This is a genomic window from Candidatus Methylomirabilis limnetica (assembly GCF_003044035.1).
In the GTDB taxonomy this organism is placed as follows: Bacteria; Methylomirabilota; Methylomirabilia; order Methylomirabilales; family Methylomirabilaceae; genus Methylomirabilis; species Methylomirabilis limnetica.
In genome coordinates this window covers 1-18392 of the sequence record NZ_NVQC01000029.1, presented here as the reverse complement: position 1 = coordinate 18392, position 18392 = coordinate 1, and the positions used below count along the sequence as shown (strand labels likewise).

General features: G+C 59.0%; 20 protein-coding genes. 10 read left to right on the top strand and 10 right to left on the bottom strand.

The features are described 5' to 3' along the window. Positions 1-192: 192 nt before the first annotated feature. Positions 193-480, bottom strand: a complete 288-nt coding sequence (locus tag CLG94_RS11325) for a hypothetical protein (protein ID WP_107563614.1) — start codon at positions 478-480, stop codon at positions 193-195. Positions 481-612: 132 nt separating this feature from the next. Here CLG94_RS11325 and CLG94_RS13085 point away from each other — a divergent pair, with 132 nt between their 5' ends. After that, positions 613-849, top strand: a complete 237-nt coding sequence (locus CLG94_RS13085) for a hypothetical protein (protein WP_133174712.1) — start codon at positions 613-615, stop codon at positions 847-849. Between the two features lie 67 nt (positions 850-916). On the opposite strand, the gene CLG94_RS11320 is transcribed toward CLG94_RS13085, so the two are convergent. Both CLG94_RS11320 and CLG94_RS11315 read right to left on the bottom strand, forming a co-directional pair. Continuing rightward, positions 917-1156, bottom strand: coding sequence for a type II toxin-antitoxin system HicA family toxin (locus CLG94_RS11320; RefSeq protein ID WP_107563613.1), 240 nt, complete (start codon positions 1154-1156; stop codon positions 917-919). Next, positions 1156-1380: a type II toxin-antitoxin system HicB family antitoxin gene (locus tag CLG94_RS11315; RefSeq protein WP_107563619.1), complete on the bottom strand. Its 225-nt coding sequence runs from the start codon at positions 1378-1380 to the stop codon at positions 1156-1158. The genes CLG94_RS11320 and CLG94_RS11315 overlap by 1 nt, the downstream gene beginning before the upstream one ends. A gap of 446 nt (positions 1381-1826) precedes the next feature. Between CLG94_RS11315 and CLG94_RS11310 the strand changes: the two genes are divergently transcribed. Together CLG94_RS11310 and purM are read left to right on the top strand one after the other, a co-directional pair. Beyond that, positions 1827-2525 carry a hypothetical protein gene (locus CLG94_RS11310; protein WP_107563611.1) on the top strand — a complete coding sequence of 233 codons (699 nt, stop codon included), beginning with the start codon at positions 1827-1829 and terminating at the stop codon, positions 2523-2525. A 395-nt stretch (positions 2526-2920) separates the two neighbouring features. Then, positions 2921-4030, top strand: coding sequence for a phosphoribosylformylglycinamidine cyclo-ligase (gene purM, locus CLG94_RS11305; RefSeq protein ID WP_107563609.1), 1110 nt, complete (start codon positions 2921-2923; stop codon positions 4028-4030). A 200-nt stretch (positions 4031-4230) separates the two neighbouring features. Here the strand turns inward: purM and CLG94_RS14050 are convergent, their stop codons facing one another. Next, the gene (locus CLG94_RS14050; protein ID WP_432264767.1) at positions 4231-4380 is read right to left on the bottom strand and encodes a DUF6788 family protein; all 150 of its coding nucleotides are present in this window, start codon (positions 4378-4380) and stop codon (positions 4231-4233) included. Positions 4381-4617: 237 nt separating this feature from the next. On the opposite strand from CLG94_RS14050, the gene CLG94_RS11300 reads away from it, so the two are divergent. The 6 genes from CLG94_RS11300 (at position 4618) to CLG94_RS11275 (ending at position 11566) form a co-directional block, all read left to right on the top strand. Further along, the gene (locus CLG94_RS11300; protein ID WP_107563607.1) at positions 4618-4974 is read left to right on the top strand and encodes a hypothetical protein; all 357 of its coding nucleotides are present in this window, start codon (positions 4618-4620) and stop codon (positions 4972-4974) included. A gap of 89 nt (positions 4975-5063) precedes the next feature. Then, entirely contained in the window at positions 5064-5738 is a 675-nt protein-coding gene (pal, locus tag CLG94_RS13675; RefSeq protein WP_239993226.1) for a peptidoglycan-associated lipoprotein Pal, read from the top strand. A gap of 598 nt (positions 5739-6336) precedes the next feature. Continuing rightward, the gene (locus tag CLG94_RS11290; protein WP_133174711.1) at positions 6337-6585 is read left to right on the top strand and encodes a hypothetical protein; all 249 of its coding nucleotides are present in this window, start codon (positions 6337-6339) and stop codon (positions 6583-6585) included. Continuing rightward, complete coding sequence (gene rfaE2, locus CLG94_RS11285; RefSeq protein ID WP_107563604.1) at positions 6582-7088, top strand: D-glycero-beta-D-manno-heptose 1-phosphate adenylyltransferase; 507 nt, start codon at positions 6582-6584, stop codon at positions 7086-7088. The genes CLG94_RS11290 and rfaE2 overlap by 4 nt, the downstream gene beginning before the upstream one ends. Positions 7089-7121: 33 nt before the next feature. Next, complete coding sequence (mfd, locus tag CLG94_RS11280) at positions 7122-10502, top strand: transcription-repair coupling factor (protein ID WP_161954157.1); 3381 nt, start codon at positions 7122-7124, stop codon at positions 10500-10502. Then, positions 10499-11566, top strand: coding sequence for a peptidylprolyl isomerase (locus CLG94_RS11275; RefSeq protein WP_107563600.1), 1068 nt, complete (start codon positions 10499-10501; stop codon positions 11564-11566). Before mfd ends, CLG94_RS11275 begins: the two co-directional genes overlap by 4 nt. Before the next feature lie 52 nt (positions 11567-11618). Here CLG94_RS11275 and def read toward each other — a convergent pair whose 3' ends face one another. The 6 genes from def to CLG94_RS11245 form a co-directional block, all read right to left on the bottom strand. Then, positions 11619-12122 carry a peptide deformylase gene (gene def / locus CLG94_RS11270; RefSeq protein WP_107563598.1) on the bottom strand — a complete coding sequence of 168 codons (504 nt, stop codon included), beginning with the start codon at positions 12120-12122 and terminating at the stop codon, positions 11619-11621. 10 nt (positions 12123-12132) lie between these two features. After that, a complete protein-coding gene (tsaD, locus tag CLG94_RS11265) occupies positions 12133-13173 on the bottom strand; it encodes a tRNA (adenosine(37)-N6)-threonylcarbamoyltransferase complex transferase subunit TsaD (protein WP_107563596.1) in 1041 nt (346 codons plus the stop codon). 63 nt (positions 13174-13236) lie between these two features. Beyond that, on the bottom strand, positions 13237-14574 hold the full coding sequence (locus tag CLG94_RS11260) for a S41 family peptidase (protein ID WP_107563594.1): 1338 nt from the start codon (positions 14572-14574) through the stop codon (positions 13237-13239). 69 nt (positions 14575-14643) lie between these two features. Then, a complete protein-coding gene (locus tag CLG94_RS11255; protein WP_161954156.1) occupies positions 14644-15879 on the bottom strand; it encodes a murein hydrolase activator EnvC family protein in 1236 nt (411 codons plus the stop codon). 24 nt (positions 15880-15903) lie between these two features. Beyond that, positions 15904-16800: a permease-like cell division protein FtsX gene (gene ftsX, locus CLG94_RS11250; RefSeq protein WP_107563591.1), complete on the bottom strand. Its 897-nt coding sequence runs from the start codon at positions 16798-16800 to the stop codon at positions 15904-15906. Between the two features lie 15 nt (positions 16801-16815). Further along, positions 16816-17520, bottom strand: a complete 705-nt coding sequence (locus tag CLG94_RS11245; RefSeq protein WP_107563616.1) for a cell division ATP-binding protein FtsE — start codon at positions 17518-17520, stop codon at positions 16816-16818. Positions 17521-17764: 244 nt separating this feature from the next. Between CLG94_RS11245 and CLG94_RS13080 the strand changes: the two genes are divergently transcribed. After that, complete coding sequence (locus CLG94_RS13080; RefSeq protein ID WP_133174698.1) at positions 17765-18190, top strand: DUF6788 family protein; 426 nt, start codon at positions 17765-17767, stop codon at positions 18188-18190. Positions 18191-18392 lie beyond the last annotated feature (202 nt).

The following is an 18392-nucleotide window of genomic DNA, read 5'->3' as shown; positions in this document are numbered from 1 at the left end:
TTGAAATAGCCATTGAGAAATCCTCCCGTTTTCTGCAAGGGGTGCAGACCGGATTTTACCAGATGCCACAAGGCTTACAGAGGATTTCATGTTAAATTCACCCACTCGATTACGCGAAGAGCCATAAAAAACAAGAAGGAGGTCCCGCATCAGGACCTCCTTCTTGTTAAGAACCGCCGTAGCGCCTGAGTCTTACTCGATCATCTCGAGGACCCGACTCTGGACATTTGCGACTAACGTTAGCAGCTCGCTGCGCAAATTCTTACGCTCATCGAGGATCAAAATCTTATCGAAGTTACCGCCGTCGCCCACTTCAATCATAATGATCCGCTCAAACTTGCTATCCACGAAGTCCCTGAAGGCGTGAAACCTCGAAACCCCTGGCTGAGCAAGCCAGAACTTCTTCATCTTGCCACACAAGAAGCGATCCAACGCCTCTTCTCGCCCTGGCACAACTTCGCACAATATGTGATAAACCATTGCACCTCCCCTTTCACGCCGGATTAAAGTCGCGACAGCCTGCTCATCATCCCCACGTGCTAGACCTCTGAAACGGCTCAACACAAGCACAAGGCCCTTTTGCGCGGGTAGAATTGCACTAAGGGCGACTTGTTGTCAACCAAATTACGGTTGGCCTGTCTTCTCACGTTGTTCATCGGTCACCTCATCACTTTCAGCATATCCCCTCCACCTCAAAACGGCTATCGTCCGGTGGGGGCGGCATCGAGGTCTCATGATGCGCGAATCGGAGCGATCCTCGGCGTTACGGTGAACGAGTCGGGCGATCCGGCGCGCGGGACGATCATCGGCGAACTCACGAAGCGGGTTGCCTCAGAGAGACTCAGGTAGGGTCAGGGAGCGGGAAAAGTAGTAGTGCAAAGCTCACCGCGCATTCGCGGGTTCACCAAGTCCCGACTTATGTCTCTTCGTAGGCTTTGAGGAATTCGTCTTTGGCGATACCCGCTTGGGTGCAGATGGTGCGGAGCGTCGAACCTTTGATGTAGGAGTGATTAGGCATGGTGAGGGACGTCTGCGTCCCATCGGGGTTCTTGCGCACCATCACCAGATGCGGCCCCTCTCGGACCAACTGGAAGCTCAGCCGCTCCAGGATCTCGATGGTTTTTGTTTTCGGGACTTCTTCTGGAAACGTGGGCATCAGAGCGTGACTGTTGCTTCTGCAATGAAGGCGTCCAGGACGGGGGACTCGGCCTCCAGCGCTTCCAGTCCAAAGGTCTCGATGTGGAAGCGGATGGCAGATTGCACATCTGCCAAGGCATCCTCGTAGGTCTCGCCTTCGCCGATCACCACCCCCTTGAGCCCCATGGGATAGGCTACATAGCCCTCCGGATGTTTCTCTACGATCACTTTGAAGTAACGCATCATCGCTCCCTTCTTCGGCTAAGGGGAGAGCCGTTTCAAGTCCTTTCCAATTGATCTTACTCTTTTGCACTCCCCGGCGCAAGCTAACCCGCGTCATGCCGCAGAAATACAGGATTGGCGCGGGTAGGATTCTCTCTGGGGGGACGGACAGATGTAGAATGCCGGATTATCATATTCCGCTGTTGCCAGCCTCACGGGCGACAGGGCGTTTAGCCGTTGACACCACGGGCTTGACCCGTGGGTCCCCACGCGGGGCGGGGGCTAGACTTGGTGATAGAGGTGGGAAATGTGGTACAGTGTTCGTATGCCATCCATCCTGGACAGCAGAAAAGCCGAGGAGCGCGCGAGTTTCCTTCGACTGTCGCCCATTGAGCGGGCGGAGACCATGCACCGTCTGGTCTCCAATATTCTTGCCCTCAAGGCCGATGCGGAGGGGGTCTCGGTTTATGAAATCTATCAAAGATACCTTCGAGACAATCCACGGCATTATCAACGCCCTGCCCGTTAAGGTTGACATGGCCGTGATTGGCGGCTATGCCGTGATCCTGCATGGGGTCGAACGGACTACCCTTGATGTGGACTTCTGCCTGTACTCGGACTTAATTCGAACATCTGGGACTGATGCGTTCTTCGTCCTGTTGAAGCAACACATTCCGGAACGATTTCGCGCGGAGGTGATTCAGGGGAGCAAGGTTCCCGAGGATCCCTTTAAGCACGATATCATCTTCCTTGAGGATCTCAGGGGCGAATATCCGCGGATGGACCTGCTGATTGCGCGTTATAAATGGGAGCTGGAGGCCATCCAGGGGGCCGAGCATCTTCCGGGTGTCTCCATCCCAGTGCTGACCAAACCGCATCTTGCCGCCATGAAACTGCAGGCCACAGAACTCAAAGATGCCGACGATGTGGCGAACCTCATCCGCTTGATGACTGAGGGAGAAAAAGCAATCACCTTTAAACTTGCCGAACGGACTGGTCGGGACAAAAAGTTGGCCTGCCTGCTTGCACCCCCCGAAGAAGAAGTGCGGGAAATTCCCGATGAGCTTCTTTGGGTCTTGTTGGGACGCGAGGTTGCGCAAATCCGGGTCGTAGAACCGGGCGCACCTTTGGAGGTGCCACCTGCCCACGGTGGCGTTACGAGGTAAAGCCAAGCTGAAAGTGCCGGCGACGGGAGTACTTGAGGCGGCGGAGGACGCGGATTTCGATCTGGCGGATCCTGGCGATAAAGGATTATTGATTACACTCAATACTGCTTGACGCGCCCCAGCGAATCTCTTACTGTTGGCTCACGACCGATGGGTTCGTGGTGGCGATGCCAGTGTTGTGGCCCCAATACTCTTTACATTGATTCCAAGGTCGTCATTCCTGCGAAGCCTGTCCCGGCACGTTTTAAGCCGGGAGCAGGAATCCAGTGTAGAGAAGCTGGATTCCGGGTCAAGCCCGGAATGACAATAAGAGTAAAGAGACTTTTGGGACACTGTGCTGGACGTTCTAATGCATTTGGAAACTGGTGCGGGGAAGTCGGAAGGGGACAGTAAAGATGCAGAAGCAGCCAGAGGGCGCAGCGAGTTACCTCGGCGCCGGCGTCGATGTCGAGCGGGAAGAGCAGGTGTTGTCCCGTGTGATCGAGACGGCGACCGAAACGTTTGCCTTTGTGCGAGGGATCGGGAAACCGGTCCTGCCTATCGGCTTTTTTGCGAACGTTATCGATCTCGGGCACGGGATGGGTCTGGCCCTTTCGACCGACGGGGTGGGCACGAAGCTTATGGTCGCGCAGATGATGCAGAAGTTCGATACGATCGGGATAGACTGCGTGGCCATGAATGTGAACGATGTACTCTGCGTGGGGGCTCGGCCAGTTTCGTTCCTGGATTATATCGCGGTGCAAGAGGCGAATCCGCATCTTATCGGCCAGCTCATGCAAGGGCTGAAGGAAGGGGCGCGTCGCGCAGGGGTCGCCATCTGCGGCGGAGAGATCGCCCAGATCCGGGAGATGCTCGCGTCTGAGCGGGAAGGGTGGGGATGCGATCTGGTCGGGATGTGCGTCGGCCATGTCCCGCTTGATAAGGTGATCGTTGGCAGGTCCGTGACGCCCGGTGATGTCATTATTGGAATCCGAAGCAGCGGGATCCACAGTAACGGCCTGACGCTGGCCCGGCAGGTCCTGTTCACGCAGAACAGGTACACCGTGGACACCAAGTTCGAGGAGTTTGGGCGAACGCTGGGGGAAGAGTTGCTGGAGCCGACCGCCATCTACGTACCGGAGGTGGTGGAGGCGCTCGAACGATCGCTGGCCATCACGGGGCTCGCCCATATCACGAGCGATGGGCTGCTGAACTTGCTACGATTGGACGCACAGCCTCACGCGGTCGGATACGAAATTGACCGGCTCCCTCCGATTCCTCCTATATTTTCTCTGATCCAGCAATCTGGGGGTATCCCCGATCACGAGATGTTCCAGGTCTTCAACATGGGGATCGGGTTCTGTGTCGTCGTCGCTGAAGCAGATGCGGAGTCCTTCCTGGAGATCGTGAAGCATCATGGCCGGGAAGCCTTACAGATCGGCCGCGTGGTAAGCGATCCGGAGCGGAAGGTCGTCATTCGACCCCACGGCCTGGTCGGCCAAGACAATCGGTTCGTGAAGGTGTAGTCAACGATGTGGGTAACGGTCTTCTTCTGCCAGGGGACCGAGGGTTGGCCAGTGCCCAGCGCGGCTTTAAGCTGGGCGCCCGACAGACTTTTGAGATAAGATCATCCGACCGGCACCGCCGCAACCGGGATGATCTTGGTGTGGGTCTTGCCCTCCACTGCGTGGGTCAAGGACCAGCTTGGGCCATGCCCTCGCTCGCCCTAGCCTGCACAGCGGCAGGCGGGCTTGCCACATTTGCGATAACGCGCCACCAGAGAGCCGGGTCGCATATTCCCTACGGATACGAGTTGTGCCCGCAGTGCATCACGTTGCCTTGAGAGTGCATCAATCGGCGGAGTGGATGGTCCCATGGGGCCTACGTTCTGACCGTTACTAAGCCTGTCAGACTTCTACCCCAAGCTCCCTCCCACCGCAACTCTCTACGCAGCCTCACTTTTATGTCATGCACCCGGCAGGGACATTGGCTTTGACTGGTAAAACAGACTGTGATAAATTACGCGTACTTGACCTATCGGTGGGCAGGAGTATAGCCTCTAAGAGATAGCTGTCAGTTGCTAGCTATCATCTGATTTTGAAGGAGGGACGCGATGAGAAGCGGCGGCTGGGCTGTTCGACGGTCCTTTGCACCCACTGTGATCAGTGTGGGGGTATTACTATGGGGCTGCTCAGGGGTGCATCTCAGGCCGGAATCCTACGATTGGGTTACCGGGGAGCGGACTGCTCCCGCTGCTGTGAGCGCAGCCAAGGCGGCTTTGGCCGAGGCTCAAGCCGCAGGTGCGGCGAACTTCAGCGCAGCCCGGTACCCGATGGCCAAGGCGAGGGAGTACATTATCCTCGCTGAGGATGAGCTGTCGGATCGCGATCTGGCGGCGGCGGAGATGACGGCAGGCATCGCCAGGAAGGCCGCAGAGGAGGCCAAGGCTATTGCGCAGCGCGGTAAGTAAAAGCGTTCATTGCGTTCGGCGCTGCACGCTGCACGCACGCACGCTCCACAGGCCATGCTCTGAGCCTGTCGACGGGAGGGGGATCTAGGATGGACTGGAGTTCGAAGACTGGCCGGAGATTCCAGCTCGCGCTTATCTGTGCATCGGTGGCTCTGATGATCGCAGGGTGTGCGACCACCGCGTCGTATCGCCCTGAAAGCGACAGCATGAAGGCTGCCCTCGCCGAGGCGAAGGGCGCGCGCGCCGAGACGCTCGCTCCCGAGCAGTTTGCTGCCGCGGAAGCCTGCCTGGATTGGTTCACTCACGAGGCCACGGAGTTCAATCCGCTTGCAGATCCTGACGCCCGCATACGTGGTAAATGCCAGGCCGCCTTTGCCGCACTGAGGGACAAGATGGCCGCTGCCCCAGTGGCAAGGGTCCCCGCTAAGAAGGTCTCACCCCTGAAGGACATCTTTTTCGACTTCGACAAATCGTCGATTCGGGCGGATGTAATAAAGAGCCTCATCGAAAACGTGCAATGGTTGAAGGCACATCCGACCGCCTCGATTATCATTGAGGGCCACTGCGATGAGCGCGGGACAGGGGAGTACAACCTCGCCCTCGGCCAGCGGCGTGCCAAGTCGGTCACGAACTACCTTGTAGCCGCCGGGATCGATGCCAAGAGGATCAAGACGATCAGTTATGGGAAGGAGCGGCCCTTCGCCACAGGCCACGACGAGTCGACCCGGAAATTGAACCGGAGGGCCCATTTGGTCTTGCAATAGGGGAGGGGGCGATTGCCTCTCCGAACCGGCAACTGGTTGATGTGGTAAGAGTTGGGCCGCTCGCTGATATCATTCAAGGGGTTCCCCCCGGAAGTTGTAATACCGCTTTGCTGCGCTGATCCGCCCTCTCGAGTCAGTCTCTCTTCCGGGAAACCGCCCTGCCCGATGTCGTTAGATTGGACTGCCTGCCTGCCGCGCGTCGCTCGGCGCAGGCAGGCCGCCAGTCTAAGATAGGCGTAACTAATCAGGCGTTTAGGCTGAAGGCTGAAGGCTGAAGGTTCTAAATTATCTCGCAAGGCACGAATCGAGCCAATGAACTACCCCGCAGCAAGCTGTGGGGTATCGTCTTCTGTTCCGGCCCGTCATTCCGTGCTTGACGAGCCTGCCCCGTACTTGATACGGGGGAATCCAGTCGGGCCCTCTGGATACCGGCTTCCGCCGGTATGACGAACTTGCGGCAAGCCGCGGGGAATGAACCCCCAGTAGATTCAAGACCTTTTCGGAGTTTTGTATGATCACGCGACTTACCCCTAAAAGCCTTCAGCTTTCAGTCTATCTACCTTGAGTAGTTACAGATAGGTCACGGATGTCTGAACAGATGATTTACGCGACGTATGATGAGATGCAGGCGGAACGCCTCCGCCTGCATCTGCAACGCTATGGTGTCCCGTGCCGGCTCCGTTCTATGCGAGTCGGCGGGTTTCAGGGGATTACCTTTGGGCCGCTTGGGGAGATCCGGCTGATGACATCCGCTCCGTATGCTGCAAAGGGGAGGCGACTGATCGAGCAGGCCGCTCTAGACGGATTGCTCTCGAATGTACCAGGGAAGGTCGAGGAAGCGGAATGACGGTCGGCATCGATAAGATCAGGACGCTCTGCGAACTGGATGCCATCGTCCGGCAGCGCCGAGCGCTGGGAGAGCGTGTGGTCTTTACCAATGGTTGTTTCGATCTGCTCCACCGGGGACATACCCGCTTGTTGCAGCAAGCGAGAGCGCTGGGTGACCTGCTGATCGTCGGCCTGAACAGTGATGCGTCGGTTCGGCTTCTCAAGGGGCCACTGCGGCCTGTACTCTCGCAGGATGAGCGGGCAGAGTTGCTCTCGGCCCTCACCTCGGTTGACTACGTGGTGATCTTCGAGGAGCCGGACCCGCGCTGCGTCATCGAAGCGCTTGAGCCCGATGTATTGGTAAAGGGCGCCGACTGGGCGAAGGAAGAGGTCGTTGGCCGCGAGACGGTAGAGAGGCGTGGTGGACGGGTCGTCACGATCCCGTTGGTGGAGGGCTCTTCCACAAGCAGCATCATGCGTCGTATCATGGAGATGGCGCCTCCGCAACACGCTGAAAGCTAAGGGCTGAGAGCTGACCTTATGGTAATACGATCGATGGGGCAGTCAGAGGATCTACTGATCCCTGAGATTGTTGAGATCGTGGCTCGACTGGACAGCGGGGCCGACGCGCTGTCTCTGACCGGTCTCTTCGGAGCTTCGAAGGCGTTGATCCTCTCCCAGATCGCTCTCCTGGCGAGGCGTCCCCTCGTGGTATTGGCCTCCTCGTCCGCCGAGGCCGAGCTGCTGGCGAAGGATCTGCAAGTCTTCTTTCACGGACCGGTGGGCTTCCTGCCAGAACGTGATGAGGACCCCGAGACCGGATATCAGCGAATTGCCTGTCTGGCGGGTCTCGCGACCAAGGAGCTTCCCCTGGCGGTTGTCTCGCTCCAGGCTGCCCTCGAACGCCTCTCCCCACCATCGGCCCTCCTGGGAGCAGCCTTTACGCTGTACGTTGGACGACTGATCGCGCGGGATGAGCTTCTAGGCGTTCTGGAGGTAGGTGGCTACCGTCGAGTGAATCAGGTGACAGACCGCGGCGAATACAGCCTGCGCGGGCATCTTCTCGACCTCTTCCCCCCCAAATCCGTCCTGAGCCGTGTCGAAGAGTCCGATCTTCCCGTTCGTGCTGAGTTCTTTGGCGACGAGGTGCTTGAGCTCCGCGCATTCGATCCGACCACCCAGCGGTCCGTCCGCCCAGTCGAACAGGTCTCTATATTGCCTGTTATAGAAGTGCCATTGACGGGTGAAGGGTGTCAGCAGGCCCTGGAGGAACCAGCCGATCTGCTGCAGTACGTCGCGCCCGATGCCGTGTGGGTCCTGGTAGACCAGGCAGGCCTCCAGGCCGCTGCGCGCGATTTCGCTGAACACGGCCTTCGCGCATCGCACCACATCCCCACAGTCCCCCCTTTGGTAAAGGGGGGTGCGGGGGGTTTTTCGCACCTCGACTGGAGTGACTTTGAGCAGAGACTCTCCCTGAGGCCGCGGATCCTCCTGGAAGAATTCTTCCCAGCTCACAGCCTTACGGGAGGGGCGGCTATCGGTTTCCAGGTGCGCACCATCACGGCCTACCGTGGACGAATGATGGAGCTCATACGCGACCTCGAAGAGTGGCGTCGGCAAAGCCGAAGAATCCACCTGGTCTGCAGGAGCGAGGCCCAGGGTCGGCGCCTGGCGGAGGTGCTCAAGGAACATGACGTCGCAGCCTCTCTCGATCCAGGGATGGCGTTGCCAGGCGGGATCACGATCCTCGCCGGCGAACTCAGCGGCGGCTTCCACCTGGATGAGGCGTCACTGACCTATATCACCGAGTCCGAGATCTTTGGGATTCGACACATTCCGCCCCGCCGCTTACGACCGAAGGAGGTCTCCCCCCTCGCCTCGTATCAGGACCTGGCCTATGGCGATTTCGTTGTCCACGAGGACCATGGGATCGGCCTATACAAAGGGCTGCGGCAGCTCGCTGCCGGCGAGACAGAGGGTGACTACCTGCTCATCGTCTATGCCGATCACGCCAAGCTCTACGTACCAACCAGTAAACTCCACCTGGTCTATCGGTATGCGGGCGCTGATGGCAATTCACCCGCCCTTGATCGGTTGGGGAGCGCCTCCTGGACCAAGGCCAAGGAGCGGGTCAGGGCTTCCATCCGCGAGATGGCCCAGGAGTTGCTCACGCTGTATGCGGCCAGGCATGTTGTCAAGGGGCATGCCTTCTCTCCCGATACGCCGTGGCAGCGGGAATTCGAGGCGGGATTCCCGTACGAGGAAACCTCGGGCCAGCTCCGGGCGATCGCCGATGCCAAGGCCGATATGGAGCGGGACCGGCCGATGGACCGCCTGATCTGCGGTGATGTCGGGTATGGTAAGACCGAGGTGGCGATGCGGGCCGCCTTCAAGGCGGTTATGGGGGGAAAGCAGGTGGCGGTCCTGGTCCCGACCACTGTCCTCGCCCTGCAGCATTTCCGGACCTTTTCCGAGCGATTCGGCAACTTCCCGATCAAGGTGGAGATGCTCTCGCGTTTCCGCAGTCGTACGGAGCAGGGCGATGTACTGCGTGGCGTCCGTGACGGCATCGTAGATATCGTCATCGGTACCCACCGCCTGCTTCAGAAGGATGTCCATTTCCGGGATCTGGGGCTGCTTGTGGTGGATGAGGAACATCGTTTCGGCGTAGCGGCCAAGGAGCGCATGAAGCAGATCCGGCGACAGGTCAATGTCCTGACGCTCACCGCAACGCCGATTCCGAGGACGATGTACATGTCGATGCTGGGGGTCAGAGATATCAGCACAATCGAGACCCCTCCGGAGGATCGCCTCTCGATCAGGACGACCGTAGCCAGGTTCGATCAGGCCATCATCAAGGAGGCGATAGAGCAGGAGCTGGACAGAGGGGGACAGGTCTTCTTCGTGCATAATCGCGTGGAAAGCATCCAGAGCGTAGCACGCCTGATCAAGCAGTTGGTCCCCCGGGCGAGGCTGACGGTGGCTCACGGCAAGCTGCCGGAAGAGCGCCTGGAACGGATTATGTGCGACTTCTACAACGGCACGTTTGATGTCCTGCTGTGTACCACCATCATCGAATCCGGTCTGGATGTCGGCGCCGCCAACACCATCATCATTGATCGAGCCGATGCCTTGGGCCTCGCGCAGCTCTACCAGCTTCGCGGACGGGTCGGTCGAGACAAGCATCGAGCGTACGCCTATCTCTTGGTACCGGAGGATGCTATGCTCTCAGAGGTGGCAAAGAAGAGGCTCCAGGCCATCGCGGAGCTGACCGAGCTCGGTTCTGGATTCAAGGTGGCGGCGAGGGACCTGGAGATCAGAGGAGCAGGTAACCTCCTTGGACCAGAACAGCACGGTCAGATCGCCGCCGTGGGATTTGATCTGTACTGTAGACTGATCGAGTCAACGGTCAGGGAGCTGAAGGGTGAAGTAGCTGCGGAGCCCGTCGAGCCTTCCATCAGGCTGGAGGCGGCAGGGTATGTGCCGGAGGCCTACGTGGAGGATCCCAACGTCCGGCTCCAGCTCTACAAACGGTTGGCTGCGCTCACATCTACACAGGAGGTCTCTGCTCTTCGAGAGGAACTGATCGATCGTTTCGGTGAGCCTCCCCATGAGGCAGAGCGGCTGCTGACCGCAATGGCCCTCAAGATCCTGGCCAGGGCGCTCCACATTCGTGAGGTCGATGCTACAGGTAAGACGATCCGTATCGTCTTCAGTGAGTCGCCACCCCTTGCCCCAGCCAAGGTGGCAGCCCTGCTTCGTGAAGAGGGCGGCCGGTTACGCTACATCCCGAAATCCCCCCACCCCCCCTTAACAAAAGGGGGGCACGGAGGGGTTGACGGTGCGGGGGGCGATGCCCTGGAATATGCGGTGGATGGGGGCGACAACATCGCTACCGTTCAGGTTCTGCTGTCGCGACTTCAGGAGTGTCGATGAATAAGGAGGGGTGGCGGGGGACTGTAGGGGCAGGGCTTGCCCTGCCCAAGGCGGGCGCAGCAAGCAGCGCCCCTGCACATATACCCTATACCCTATACCCTGCTTTCGTACTGGGTCTCGTCCTGCTGTGCGCAATTCTAACGGCTTCCGTAGCTCACGCTGTCATCCTCGATCGCGTAGTCGCCGTTGTCAATGATGATGTGATCACCCTGACCGAGGTGCAAGAGGAAGGGCTTCAGGTCATCCGAAGGATCGTACAGGAAACGATGGGGGCGGAGCGAGAGCGACAGCTTCGTGGTACGGAACGCCAGATCCTGGACGAGCTGATTCTCAGGAGGTTGCAACTCCAGGAGGCAAAGAAGGAGAAGATCGAGGCGATCCCTGCGGAGGTTCAGTCCGCCATTGAGGAATTAAAGAAGCGCAACGGGTTGGCCAGCGACGAGGATCTGAGAGCTGCTCTGTCCAGAGAACTGCTCAGCGAGGAGCAGTTTCGGAGGGGGATCGCCGAGCAGGTCATCATGACGAAGCTGGTAGCGAGGCGAGTGCGAGCCAAGGTCGTCGTTCTTGACGACGAGGTCCAGCAATATTACGAGCAACAGCAAGGGCAATTCAAGGACATGTCCCAATTCAAGATGCGCCATCTCCTCGTGGCTGTACCGTCGCAGGCGACGCCCAGTGAGGTATCGCGTGCCAAGAAGCGGATTGAGGAGGCGCAGAGGCTTGTCAAGTCGGGGACCAACTTCCCTGCGGTCGCTCAGCAGTACTCTGAAGGGCCGCTCGCGGTATCCGGCGGTGAGGTCTGGACGATGAAGCGCGGAGATCTCTCGCCGGAGTTGGAGCAGGTCGCGCTTGCCCTGCCGATCGGGCAGGCCAGCGACATCATCACGACTCCGGCCGGCTTTCACCTCATTGTCGTCGAGGAGCGGGTTCCTGGACTGGCCCTTCCATTCGACCAGGTTAAGGAGCAGATTCGCGCCACCCTGTTTAATCAGAAGACTGAGGCCACATTCAAGGAGTGGATCGAGGGTCTCAAGACCAAGGCTAACGTCGAGATGAAATTGTAGGGGCAGGGCTTGCCCTGCCCAAGGCGGGCGTAGCAAGCAGCGCCCCTACACCTTAGTCTTTAGCGGCCTTCTTAAGCCGTCGCTTGAGCAGGAGACGCTTTGCTGTGCTCAGGCGGTCGATGAACAGAATGCCATTCAAGTGATCGATCTCGTGCTGTAGGATTCGCGCGAACAGGTCATCCTCCTCCAGAATGATCTCTTTCTCATTCCGATCATAGGCCTTCACCACCACCTGCCTGAATCGCGAGATTGGCTCCGTCAGGTCTGGGATACAGAGGCATCCCTCGTCCTCTACGATTTGCCCTTCAGCAGCAACCAGCACGGGATTAATAAGGACCATGGGCCGCGCAATCGCGCGATCCTGAGAAGGGTCCAGGACGATGACCCGCTTGAGTGCCCCCACTTGGGGAGCGGCAAGCCCCATGCCTGGGGCCGCATACATGGTTTCCACCATGTCATCGATGAAGCGCTGAAGTTCACCATCGATTGACGTGACTGGCAGCGACCTCTTCCGGATGACGGGGGATGGGTAGAGCAGGATCGACAGCTTCGCCATTCGTATTCTCTTACGTCAGGCCGAGCGTGAGATTTGCATCGGCGTTCAACGAAAGTAAGGATCGCTCGCCGCGTAGAAGGCGAGGGTAGCCGGCAGCCGCGATCATGGCGGCGTTATCGGTGCAGAGAGAGGGCTTGGGGTAGTAGACCTGCACGCCTTCCTCTGCCGCCCGCTCTGTGAGCTTCGATCGGAGCCTGCCATTGCAAGCCACCCCTCCGACCAGGACGAGACGGCGAGAGGCGGACGCCTTCGCCGCCGCCAGGCTCACGCGAACCAGCACATCCACCACCGCCTCTTGGAATCCAGCGCAGATGTCCGCAACAAGATCAGGCTGAAGGCTGAAGGCTGAAGGCTGAAGGACTGCTCCCCCGACACCCTTTACGTAATTGACGACTGCGGTTTTCAGGCCGCTGAAGCTGAAATCGTATGAACCTCTCGGAGGAACCGACCTGGGAAACCGCACAGCGTTAGGGTCGCCCTTACGCGCCCACTCCTCGATCAGCGGCCCCCCTGGATAACCGAGGCTGAGCAACTTGGCCACCTTGTCGAAGGCCTCTCCAGCAGCATCGTCCCTGGTCCGACCGAGCAAGCGGTAGACCCCTGGGGCTGTGGCCAGATAGAGGTTGGTGTGGCCACCTGATGCCACGAGTCCGGTGAAGGGAAAAGATAGTCCCTCATGATCCAGCGTGGCGGCATAGAGATGTCCTTCCAGGTGGTTCACGCCGACCAGTGGGATATTACGGGCAAAGGCGAGCGCCTTGCCGAAGCATAGACCAACCAGCAGGGAACCGATCAGCCCTGGTCCCGCCGTTGCCGCGATCCCGTCAAGCTCGGCGAGGGTCACCCCTGCCCTGGCGAGTGCCTCCTGGACCACCGGCCAGATAACCTCCACGTGACGGCGAGAGGCTAACTCGGGAACGACCCCGCCGAAGGGGGCGTGGAGGGTATCCTGAGAGGCGATCACGGAAGACCGAATTCTCCGGCCATCCTCCAGTACAGCGGCCGCCGTCTCGTCACACGAGGTTTCAATCCCCAAGGTTAGGTGTGCCATTGTGAAGAGCAGCTATCAGCTTTTAGCAGTCAGCTTGAAGCTGATAGCTGATCGCTGCATTTATCACCCTGCGCTCCCTTTCACGAATCCCTTCTCGATGATCTGGCTCGCCTTGAGAATCTCCATCGCCCGCTTTAACTGGACGTCGCTGTTGGGATCGGGCCCCTCGCGCCTGCTAATCTGGAGACTCGCGTCTCCCTCCTCCTCAGAAATCTTCTTCTCCTGCCGTTTCTCAGGACGCTCTTTTCCAGGCTCACTCTCCTTTTCACTGGGGCCACCCTGCGCCTTGCCCATGGTGGGCCGTGGTGCCTCCACGATGATATCAGGCACAAGCCCGGTGCCGTGGATAGATCGCCCCTTCGGCGTGAAGTACTTCGCCGTGGTCAAGCGCAGGCCGGAACCATCGCTCAGCGGAACAACCGTCTGTACTGACCCCTTCCCGAAGGTCTTTGTCCCAAGGATCACCGCCCTCTTCCAGTCCTGAAGGGCGCCCGCGACGATCTCGGAGGCGCTGGCGGAGCCCCCATTCACCAGGACCACTATAGGGACTCTGGGAAACTGAGCCCCGTGTTCGGCTGAGAAGCGGAGATTCTGGTTCTTGAGCCGACCCTCGGTGTAGACGATGAGCTGTCCTTGGTCCAGGAACAGATCGGACACCTGAACGGCCTGATTCAGGAGGCCACCCGGGTTGTTGCGAAGGTCCAGCACCATGGCCGACACCACGCCCTGTCCCAACTGCTCGATCGCCTTCAGGAGGTCTTTCCCTGTCCGCTCCTGGAACGAACTGATCCGGACATAGGCGATCCCATCGCCCAGATCCTTAGCCTTGACGCTCTTCACCTCGATAACTTCCCGAACCAACGTCAGCTCGAACGGGCCAGAGGACTCCTCACGGAGGATAGCCAGGGTGACGCTCGTGCCCTTGGGGCCGCGGAGCTTTTTCACCGCCTCCATGAGGGTCATCTCTTTGGCCGGGTTCCCGTCGATCTTCACAATCCGGTCGCCCGGATGAATGCCGGCCCGATCGGCGGGGGTCCCTTCGATTGGCGCTACCACCGTGAGCATCCGATCCTTGACCGCGATCTCGATCCCCAGGCCGCCGAACGAGCCCTGGGTTTCGACCTGCATCTCTTTGAAAGTATCGGGCGGCATGAAGGCGCTGTGAGGATCGAGTACCTCCAGCATCCCTTTAATGCCGCTGTAGATAAGGTCACCGGGCTTCGTCTCCTCCACGTAATTCGCCTGGATCAGCGATAGGACCTCGGTGAAGACCTTCAGCCGCTCATAGTTATCCTCTACAGCCGTGACCTCATGGTTGCCGCCACCGATGATCAACAGCACCATGGTCAATACAACTACCAGACATTTTTGCCCCTTCCGAAAAAGATCTTTAGATCTCATCGATTCCTCCCAGTTAATCAGCTATCAGCATTCAGCTATTAGCTGATGGCTGATAGCTGACTGCTGTATTTAGTTAGGGGCAAGCCAAGCCACTGGATCCTGGGGCCCGCCCCGATGTCGCACTTCGAAATAGAGCTGTGATCCGGTCACTGACCCAGTATTACCTACCAACCCGATAGCCTGCCCCTTCGCCACTCGATCGCCCACCTTGACGAGGAACTCTGCGGCATGCGCATAGACGGTGTAGTAGCCTTCCCCGTGGTCAAGGACGATCAAGCGGCCATACCCTTTGAACCACTCGGCGTACAGCACAACGCCTTCAAAGACCGAAGCGATCTTTTGTCCCTCGGGAGCACGGATCTCGACGCCGTGGTTGAAGGTTATCGTCCTATAACGTGCGTGCTCCTGCCGGCCGAAAGTAGAGACCATGTCGCCGGTCGTCGGCCACGGCAAGCGGCCCTTGAGCAATGCAAACGAGCCAGGTGGTCCTTCAGGGAGGCTCGGTACCCGCAACGAATCCGGGCGAGGCGCTCTCTTGACCTGAGACCGCGACTGCTGCTGCAGACGCCCGATGAGACCATGTAGTTCGCGGGACGCTAGCTCCAGCTCCTGGACGGCAGCCAGATGGGTTTTTTTCTGCTCCTGAACATTGGCCAGCAACAGGCGTCTGGCATGCTGCTCCTCCAGGATCTCTTCGCGCTTTGCTGTGACGGCCTTCTGACCCATAGTCAGCTCAGCCTTCGATTGTTCCAACTCGGCCTGTTGGGCGCCCAGGGTCTCGATGACAGCCGTGTAGGCAGCAACCATCCGCTGGTCCTGATTCGCAATTGCAGCGAGGTATCGTACGCGGCGCCCTGCGCCAGACAGATTCTCCGAGGACAGGAGGGCCTGGACGTAGCCATACCGCCCCTGCTTGTAGATAGCGCGGACACGCATCCGGAACAGGCCCTGTATTGTGTCCAGGTGAGTTCGGGTCAGCCTGATATCGCGCTGGGTGGTCTGAAGCCGTTCCGTACTCACCTTTAGCCTCGCCTGCAGCTCCTTTAGCTCCCGTCCCTTCTGCTGAAGCTCCCGATCAATCCGAGCCAACTCATCGGAAAGTGATCGCTCCTTCCGTGCCACCTGCTGCGCCTGCTTCCGCTCCCGATCCAGTTCCCTTTTTACCTGTTTGAGCTCTTCGCGCTTCTCGCGGAGACGCGAAGATGGTCCTGTTCTTGTTTCGACTGCCAAGCTGGATGGCGGGCAGAAGAGAAGGGCCGCCATGAGAGCCACCACTACCCCAAGGGCAAGAGGCGAACGAGCCATTGTCCCCATTCGAGCGACTGCCGGCTACATCTTCAGGAAGCGGCTGACAGCGATCGAGCTACCCAGAGCGCCGATCACTGCGCCCCCGCCCACCAAACCTGCCATCATCGACGATTCCAGGAATCCTTGACCCGCCGCTGTCGGGAAGAGCTGGGAGGCCAAATTGAAGGTCGGTGCGACGGATCGGTAGGCCGCGAACAGTATACCCAAGGCGAGCACGGCGCCAAGGCTGCCCTGAAGCATCCCCTCCACCAGGAAGGGGGCACGGATGTAGGCCTTAGTCGCACCTACGAGGCGCATGACCTCAATCTCCTGTGCACGGGCATAGACTGCGAGCCGAATGATATTCGAGACAATCATAGCTGACCCTAGCGTCAGCACCGAACCGATTATGATGCCGAGCAGCCTGATGAGCCGTGCGGCATGGGAAATTCGCTCGACCAATTCCTGCCAGTACTGAATATCCTCCACCCCCTCAAGGCGGCTCAGGAACGTGCTGAGCCCTTTGAGAGCCTCCGGGCTTTGATGCCCTTCGCGGATCTTGAGTTGGAACGAAGCGGGGAGCGGATTATCACCTAGGCCCTCGAGGAGACTTTCCTGCCCCTTGAGTTCCCGGCGGAAGTTTGTGAGCGCCTCCTCCTTCGTCGTGAAAGTGAAGGCCTTGACGGCCGCCTCGCTTTCGATCCGTCGCCTGAGCATCTCTAGCTGCAACGGGGTGATCTGATTATCCAGAAAAACAGAAACCTGAAACTGTTCCTTCCACTCAGTAACAAGCGCGTTGAAATGCTGGATCAAAAGGAGAAAGATGCCGATGATGACAAACGACACTGTGATGCTGGCGATTGACGCCAAGCCACCCCACCCAGCGCGAACCATGTTGATCAGGGCATGAGCCAACAGATGCTTCAGTTTCTCAATCATCACCTACTCTCTACCCTACACCCTTTTCTGCTGAGCCGGATCTGTCGGCCGATTCACCCGCTGCCATTCCTCGACGATCCTTCCTTGTTTGAGAAATACTGTGCGACAGCCCGCCTCCTCTGCCAGTTTGAGATTGTGAGTGGCCACCAGGACGGTGGTCCCCTGCGCGTTAATCTCAAAAAGAAGTCGTATGGCGTCTGTGGCCTGTTCAGCATCCAGGTTCCCGGTTGGCTCATCGGCCAAGAGGATGAGAGGATCATTCATCAGCGCCCTCGCCATCGCCACCCGCTGCTGCTCGCTGCTTGACAGCTTAGACGGAACTGTCTGTGCCTTGTGAGAAAGCCCCACCAGCTTCAACAGTTGTGCGACCTTTTGCCGTGCCTGTATCGTCGTTTTGCCGGCCACCAGGGCCACCAAGGCAAGGTTCTCCTCGATAGTCCGGTTGCGAAGGAGCTTGAAATCCTGAAAGACGATCCCCATGGTCCGCCTCAGATACGGGATTGCCCTCGGTTTCATGCGGACGGTAGTGCGGCCATTGACCAGGATCTGACCAGAGGTAGGAAATTCGTCGCAAAAAATCAAGCGGAGTAGCGTACTTTTTCCGGCACCGTTGGGACCAGCCAGGAAGACCATCTCCCCTTTGTGAACATGAAGATCAACATCGACCAAAGCCTCCAGATCTTTTCCAAACGTCTTGTATACATGAAACATCTGGATCATAGCGAAACAGCCCTGGTTGACCTCCTTGCATCTTCTCTTCCGCTGGCCCACGGCAGGGCCACAGGCGAGAGCCCATTCTCACCTCTCCTTGAGCCCCCCACGTTAGCCCCTTTTCAGAATCAATGCAACTAAAAACCTTCCCGGGGGTGCACGACATAAAAGTGAGGCTGCTTAGGGAGTTGCAGTGGGCGCGGGCTTGGGGTATAATTCTGACAGTCTTATTAACTGTCAGAAAGGAGGCCCCATGGGACCATCTACTCCGCCGATTGATGCACTCTCAAGGCAACGTGATGCACTGCGGGCGCAACTCGTCTCCGTAGGGGATATGCGGCCCGGCTCTCTGGTGGCGCGCTATCGCAAGTGTGGCAAGCCCTCCTGCCGATGTGCGGGTCAGGGCGAGCGAGGGCATGGCCCCAGCTGGTCCTTGACCCATGCGGTGGAGGGCAAGACCCGGACCAAGATTATCCCGGCCGCGGCGGTGTCGCAGACCCTGGAGCAGATTACAGCATATCGTCGGTTTCGTCGCCTGATCCGTGAGTTGGTCGATGTCAGCGAAAAACTGTGTAACGATCAGCTTAAAGCCCCCCAGGCGGCCGAACCCTCGGCGGCCAAAAAGGGGGCTTCAAAAGCGCCTTCGTTGCCGAGATCGAAGCCGAGGTCGACGCGCTGATCGGTCCGGGCACGGCCGAGGGGATCGACTTCGAGGCGATCGAGACGGCGGTACGCCGACAGGCGCTCGGGGTCGCCTGTCGCGCGGTGGAGGGGCGCCTCAACGCCGACGAATCCGACCACGCCGGCCCGCAGCTTGCGTGTGGGTGTGGTGCAGCGGCCCGCTATGCCGGCCGCCACGCCAAGACGATCACCACGGCGCT

Excerpts from the sequence above, each read along its gene's own strand:
- CLG94_RS11325 (WP_107563614.1), bottom strand. The coding sequence starts at position 480 with ATGGTTTATCACATATTGTGCGAAGTTGTGCCAGGGCGAGAAGAGGCG.
- CLG94_RS11320 (WP_107563613.1), bottom strand. The coding sequence starts at position 1,156 with ATGCCCACGTTTCCAGAAGAAGTCCCGAAAACAAAAACCATCGAGATC.
- CLG94_RS11315 (WP_107563619.1), bottom strand. The coding sequence starts at position 1,380 with ATGCGTTACTTCAAAGTGATCGTAGAGAAACATCCGGAGGGCTATGTA.
- CLG94_RS11310 (WP_107563611.1), top strand. The coding sequence starts at position 1,827 with ATGAAATCTATCAAAGATACCTTCGAGACAATCCACGGCATTATCAAC.
- purM (WP_107563609.1), top strand. The coding sequence starts at position 2,921 with ATGCAGAAGCAGCCAGAGGGCGCAGCGAGTTACCTCGGCGCCGGCGTC.
- CLG94_RS14050 (WP_432264767.1), bottom strand. The coding sequence starts at position 4,380 with ATGGGACCATCCACTCCGCCGATTGATGCACTCTCAAGGCAACGTGAT.
- CLG94_RS11300 (WP_107563607.1), top strand. The coding sequence starts at position 4,618 with ATGAGAAGCGGCGGCTGGGCTGTTCGACGGTCCTTTGCACCCACTGTG.
- pal (WP_239993226.1), top strand. The coding sequence starts at position 5,064 with ATGGACTGGAGTTCGAAGACTGGCCGGAGATTCCAGCTCGCGCTTATC.
- CLG94_RS11290 (WP_133174711.1), top strand. The coding sequence starts at position 6,337 with ATGATTTACGCGACGTATGATGAGATGCAGGCGGAACGCCTCCGCCTG.
- rfaE2 (WP_107563604.1), top strand. The coding sequence starts at position 6,582 with ATGACGGTCGGCATCGATAAGATCAGGACGCTCTGCGAACTGGATGCC.
- mfd (WP_161954157.1), top strand. The coding sequence starts at position 7,122 with ATGGGGCAGTCAGAGGATCTACTGATCCCTGAGATTGTTGAGATCGTG.
- CLG94_RS11275 (WP_107563600.1), top strand. The coding sequence starts at position 10,499 with ATGAATAAGGAGGGGTGGCGGGGGACTGTAGGGGCAGGGCTTGCCCTG.
- def (WP_107563598.1), bottom strand. The coding sequence starts at position 12,122 with ATGGCGAAGCTGTCGATCCTGCTCTACCCATCCCCCGTCATCCGGAAG.
- tsaD (WP_107563596.1), bottom strand. The coding sequence starts at position 13,173 with ATGGCACACCTAACCTTGGGGATTGAAACCTCGTGTGACGAGACGGCG.
- CLG94_RS11260 (WP_107563594.1), bottom strand. The coding sequence starts at position 14,574 with ATGAGATCTAAAGATCTTTTTCGGAAGGGGCAAAAATGTCTGGTAGTT.
- CLG94_RS11255 (WP_161954156.1), bottom strand. The coding sequence starts at position 15,879 with ATGGCTCGTTCGCCTCTTGCCCTTGGGGTAGTGGTGGCTCTCATGGCG.
- ftsX (WP_107563591.1), bottom strand. The coding sequence starts at position 16,800 with ATGATTGAGAAACTGAAGCATCTGTTGGCTCATGCCCTGATCAACATG.
- CLG94_RS11245 (WP_107563616.1), bottom strand. The coding sequence starts at position 17,520 with ATGATCCAGATGTTTCATGTATACAAGACGTTTGGAAAAGATCTGGAG.
- CLG94_RS13080 (WP_133174698.1), top strand. The coding sequence starts at position 17,765 with ATGGGACCATCTACTCCGCCGATTGATGCACTCTCAAGGCAACGTGAT.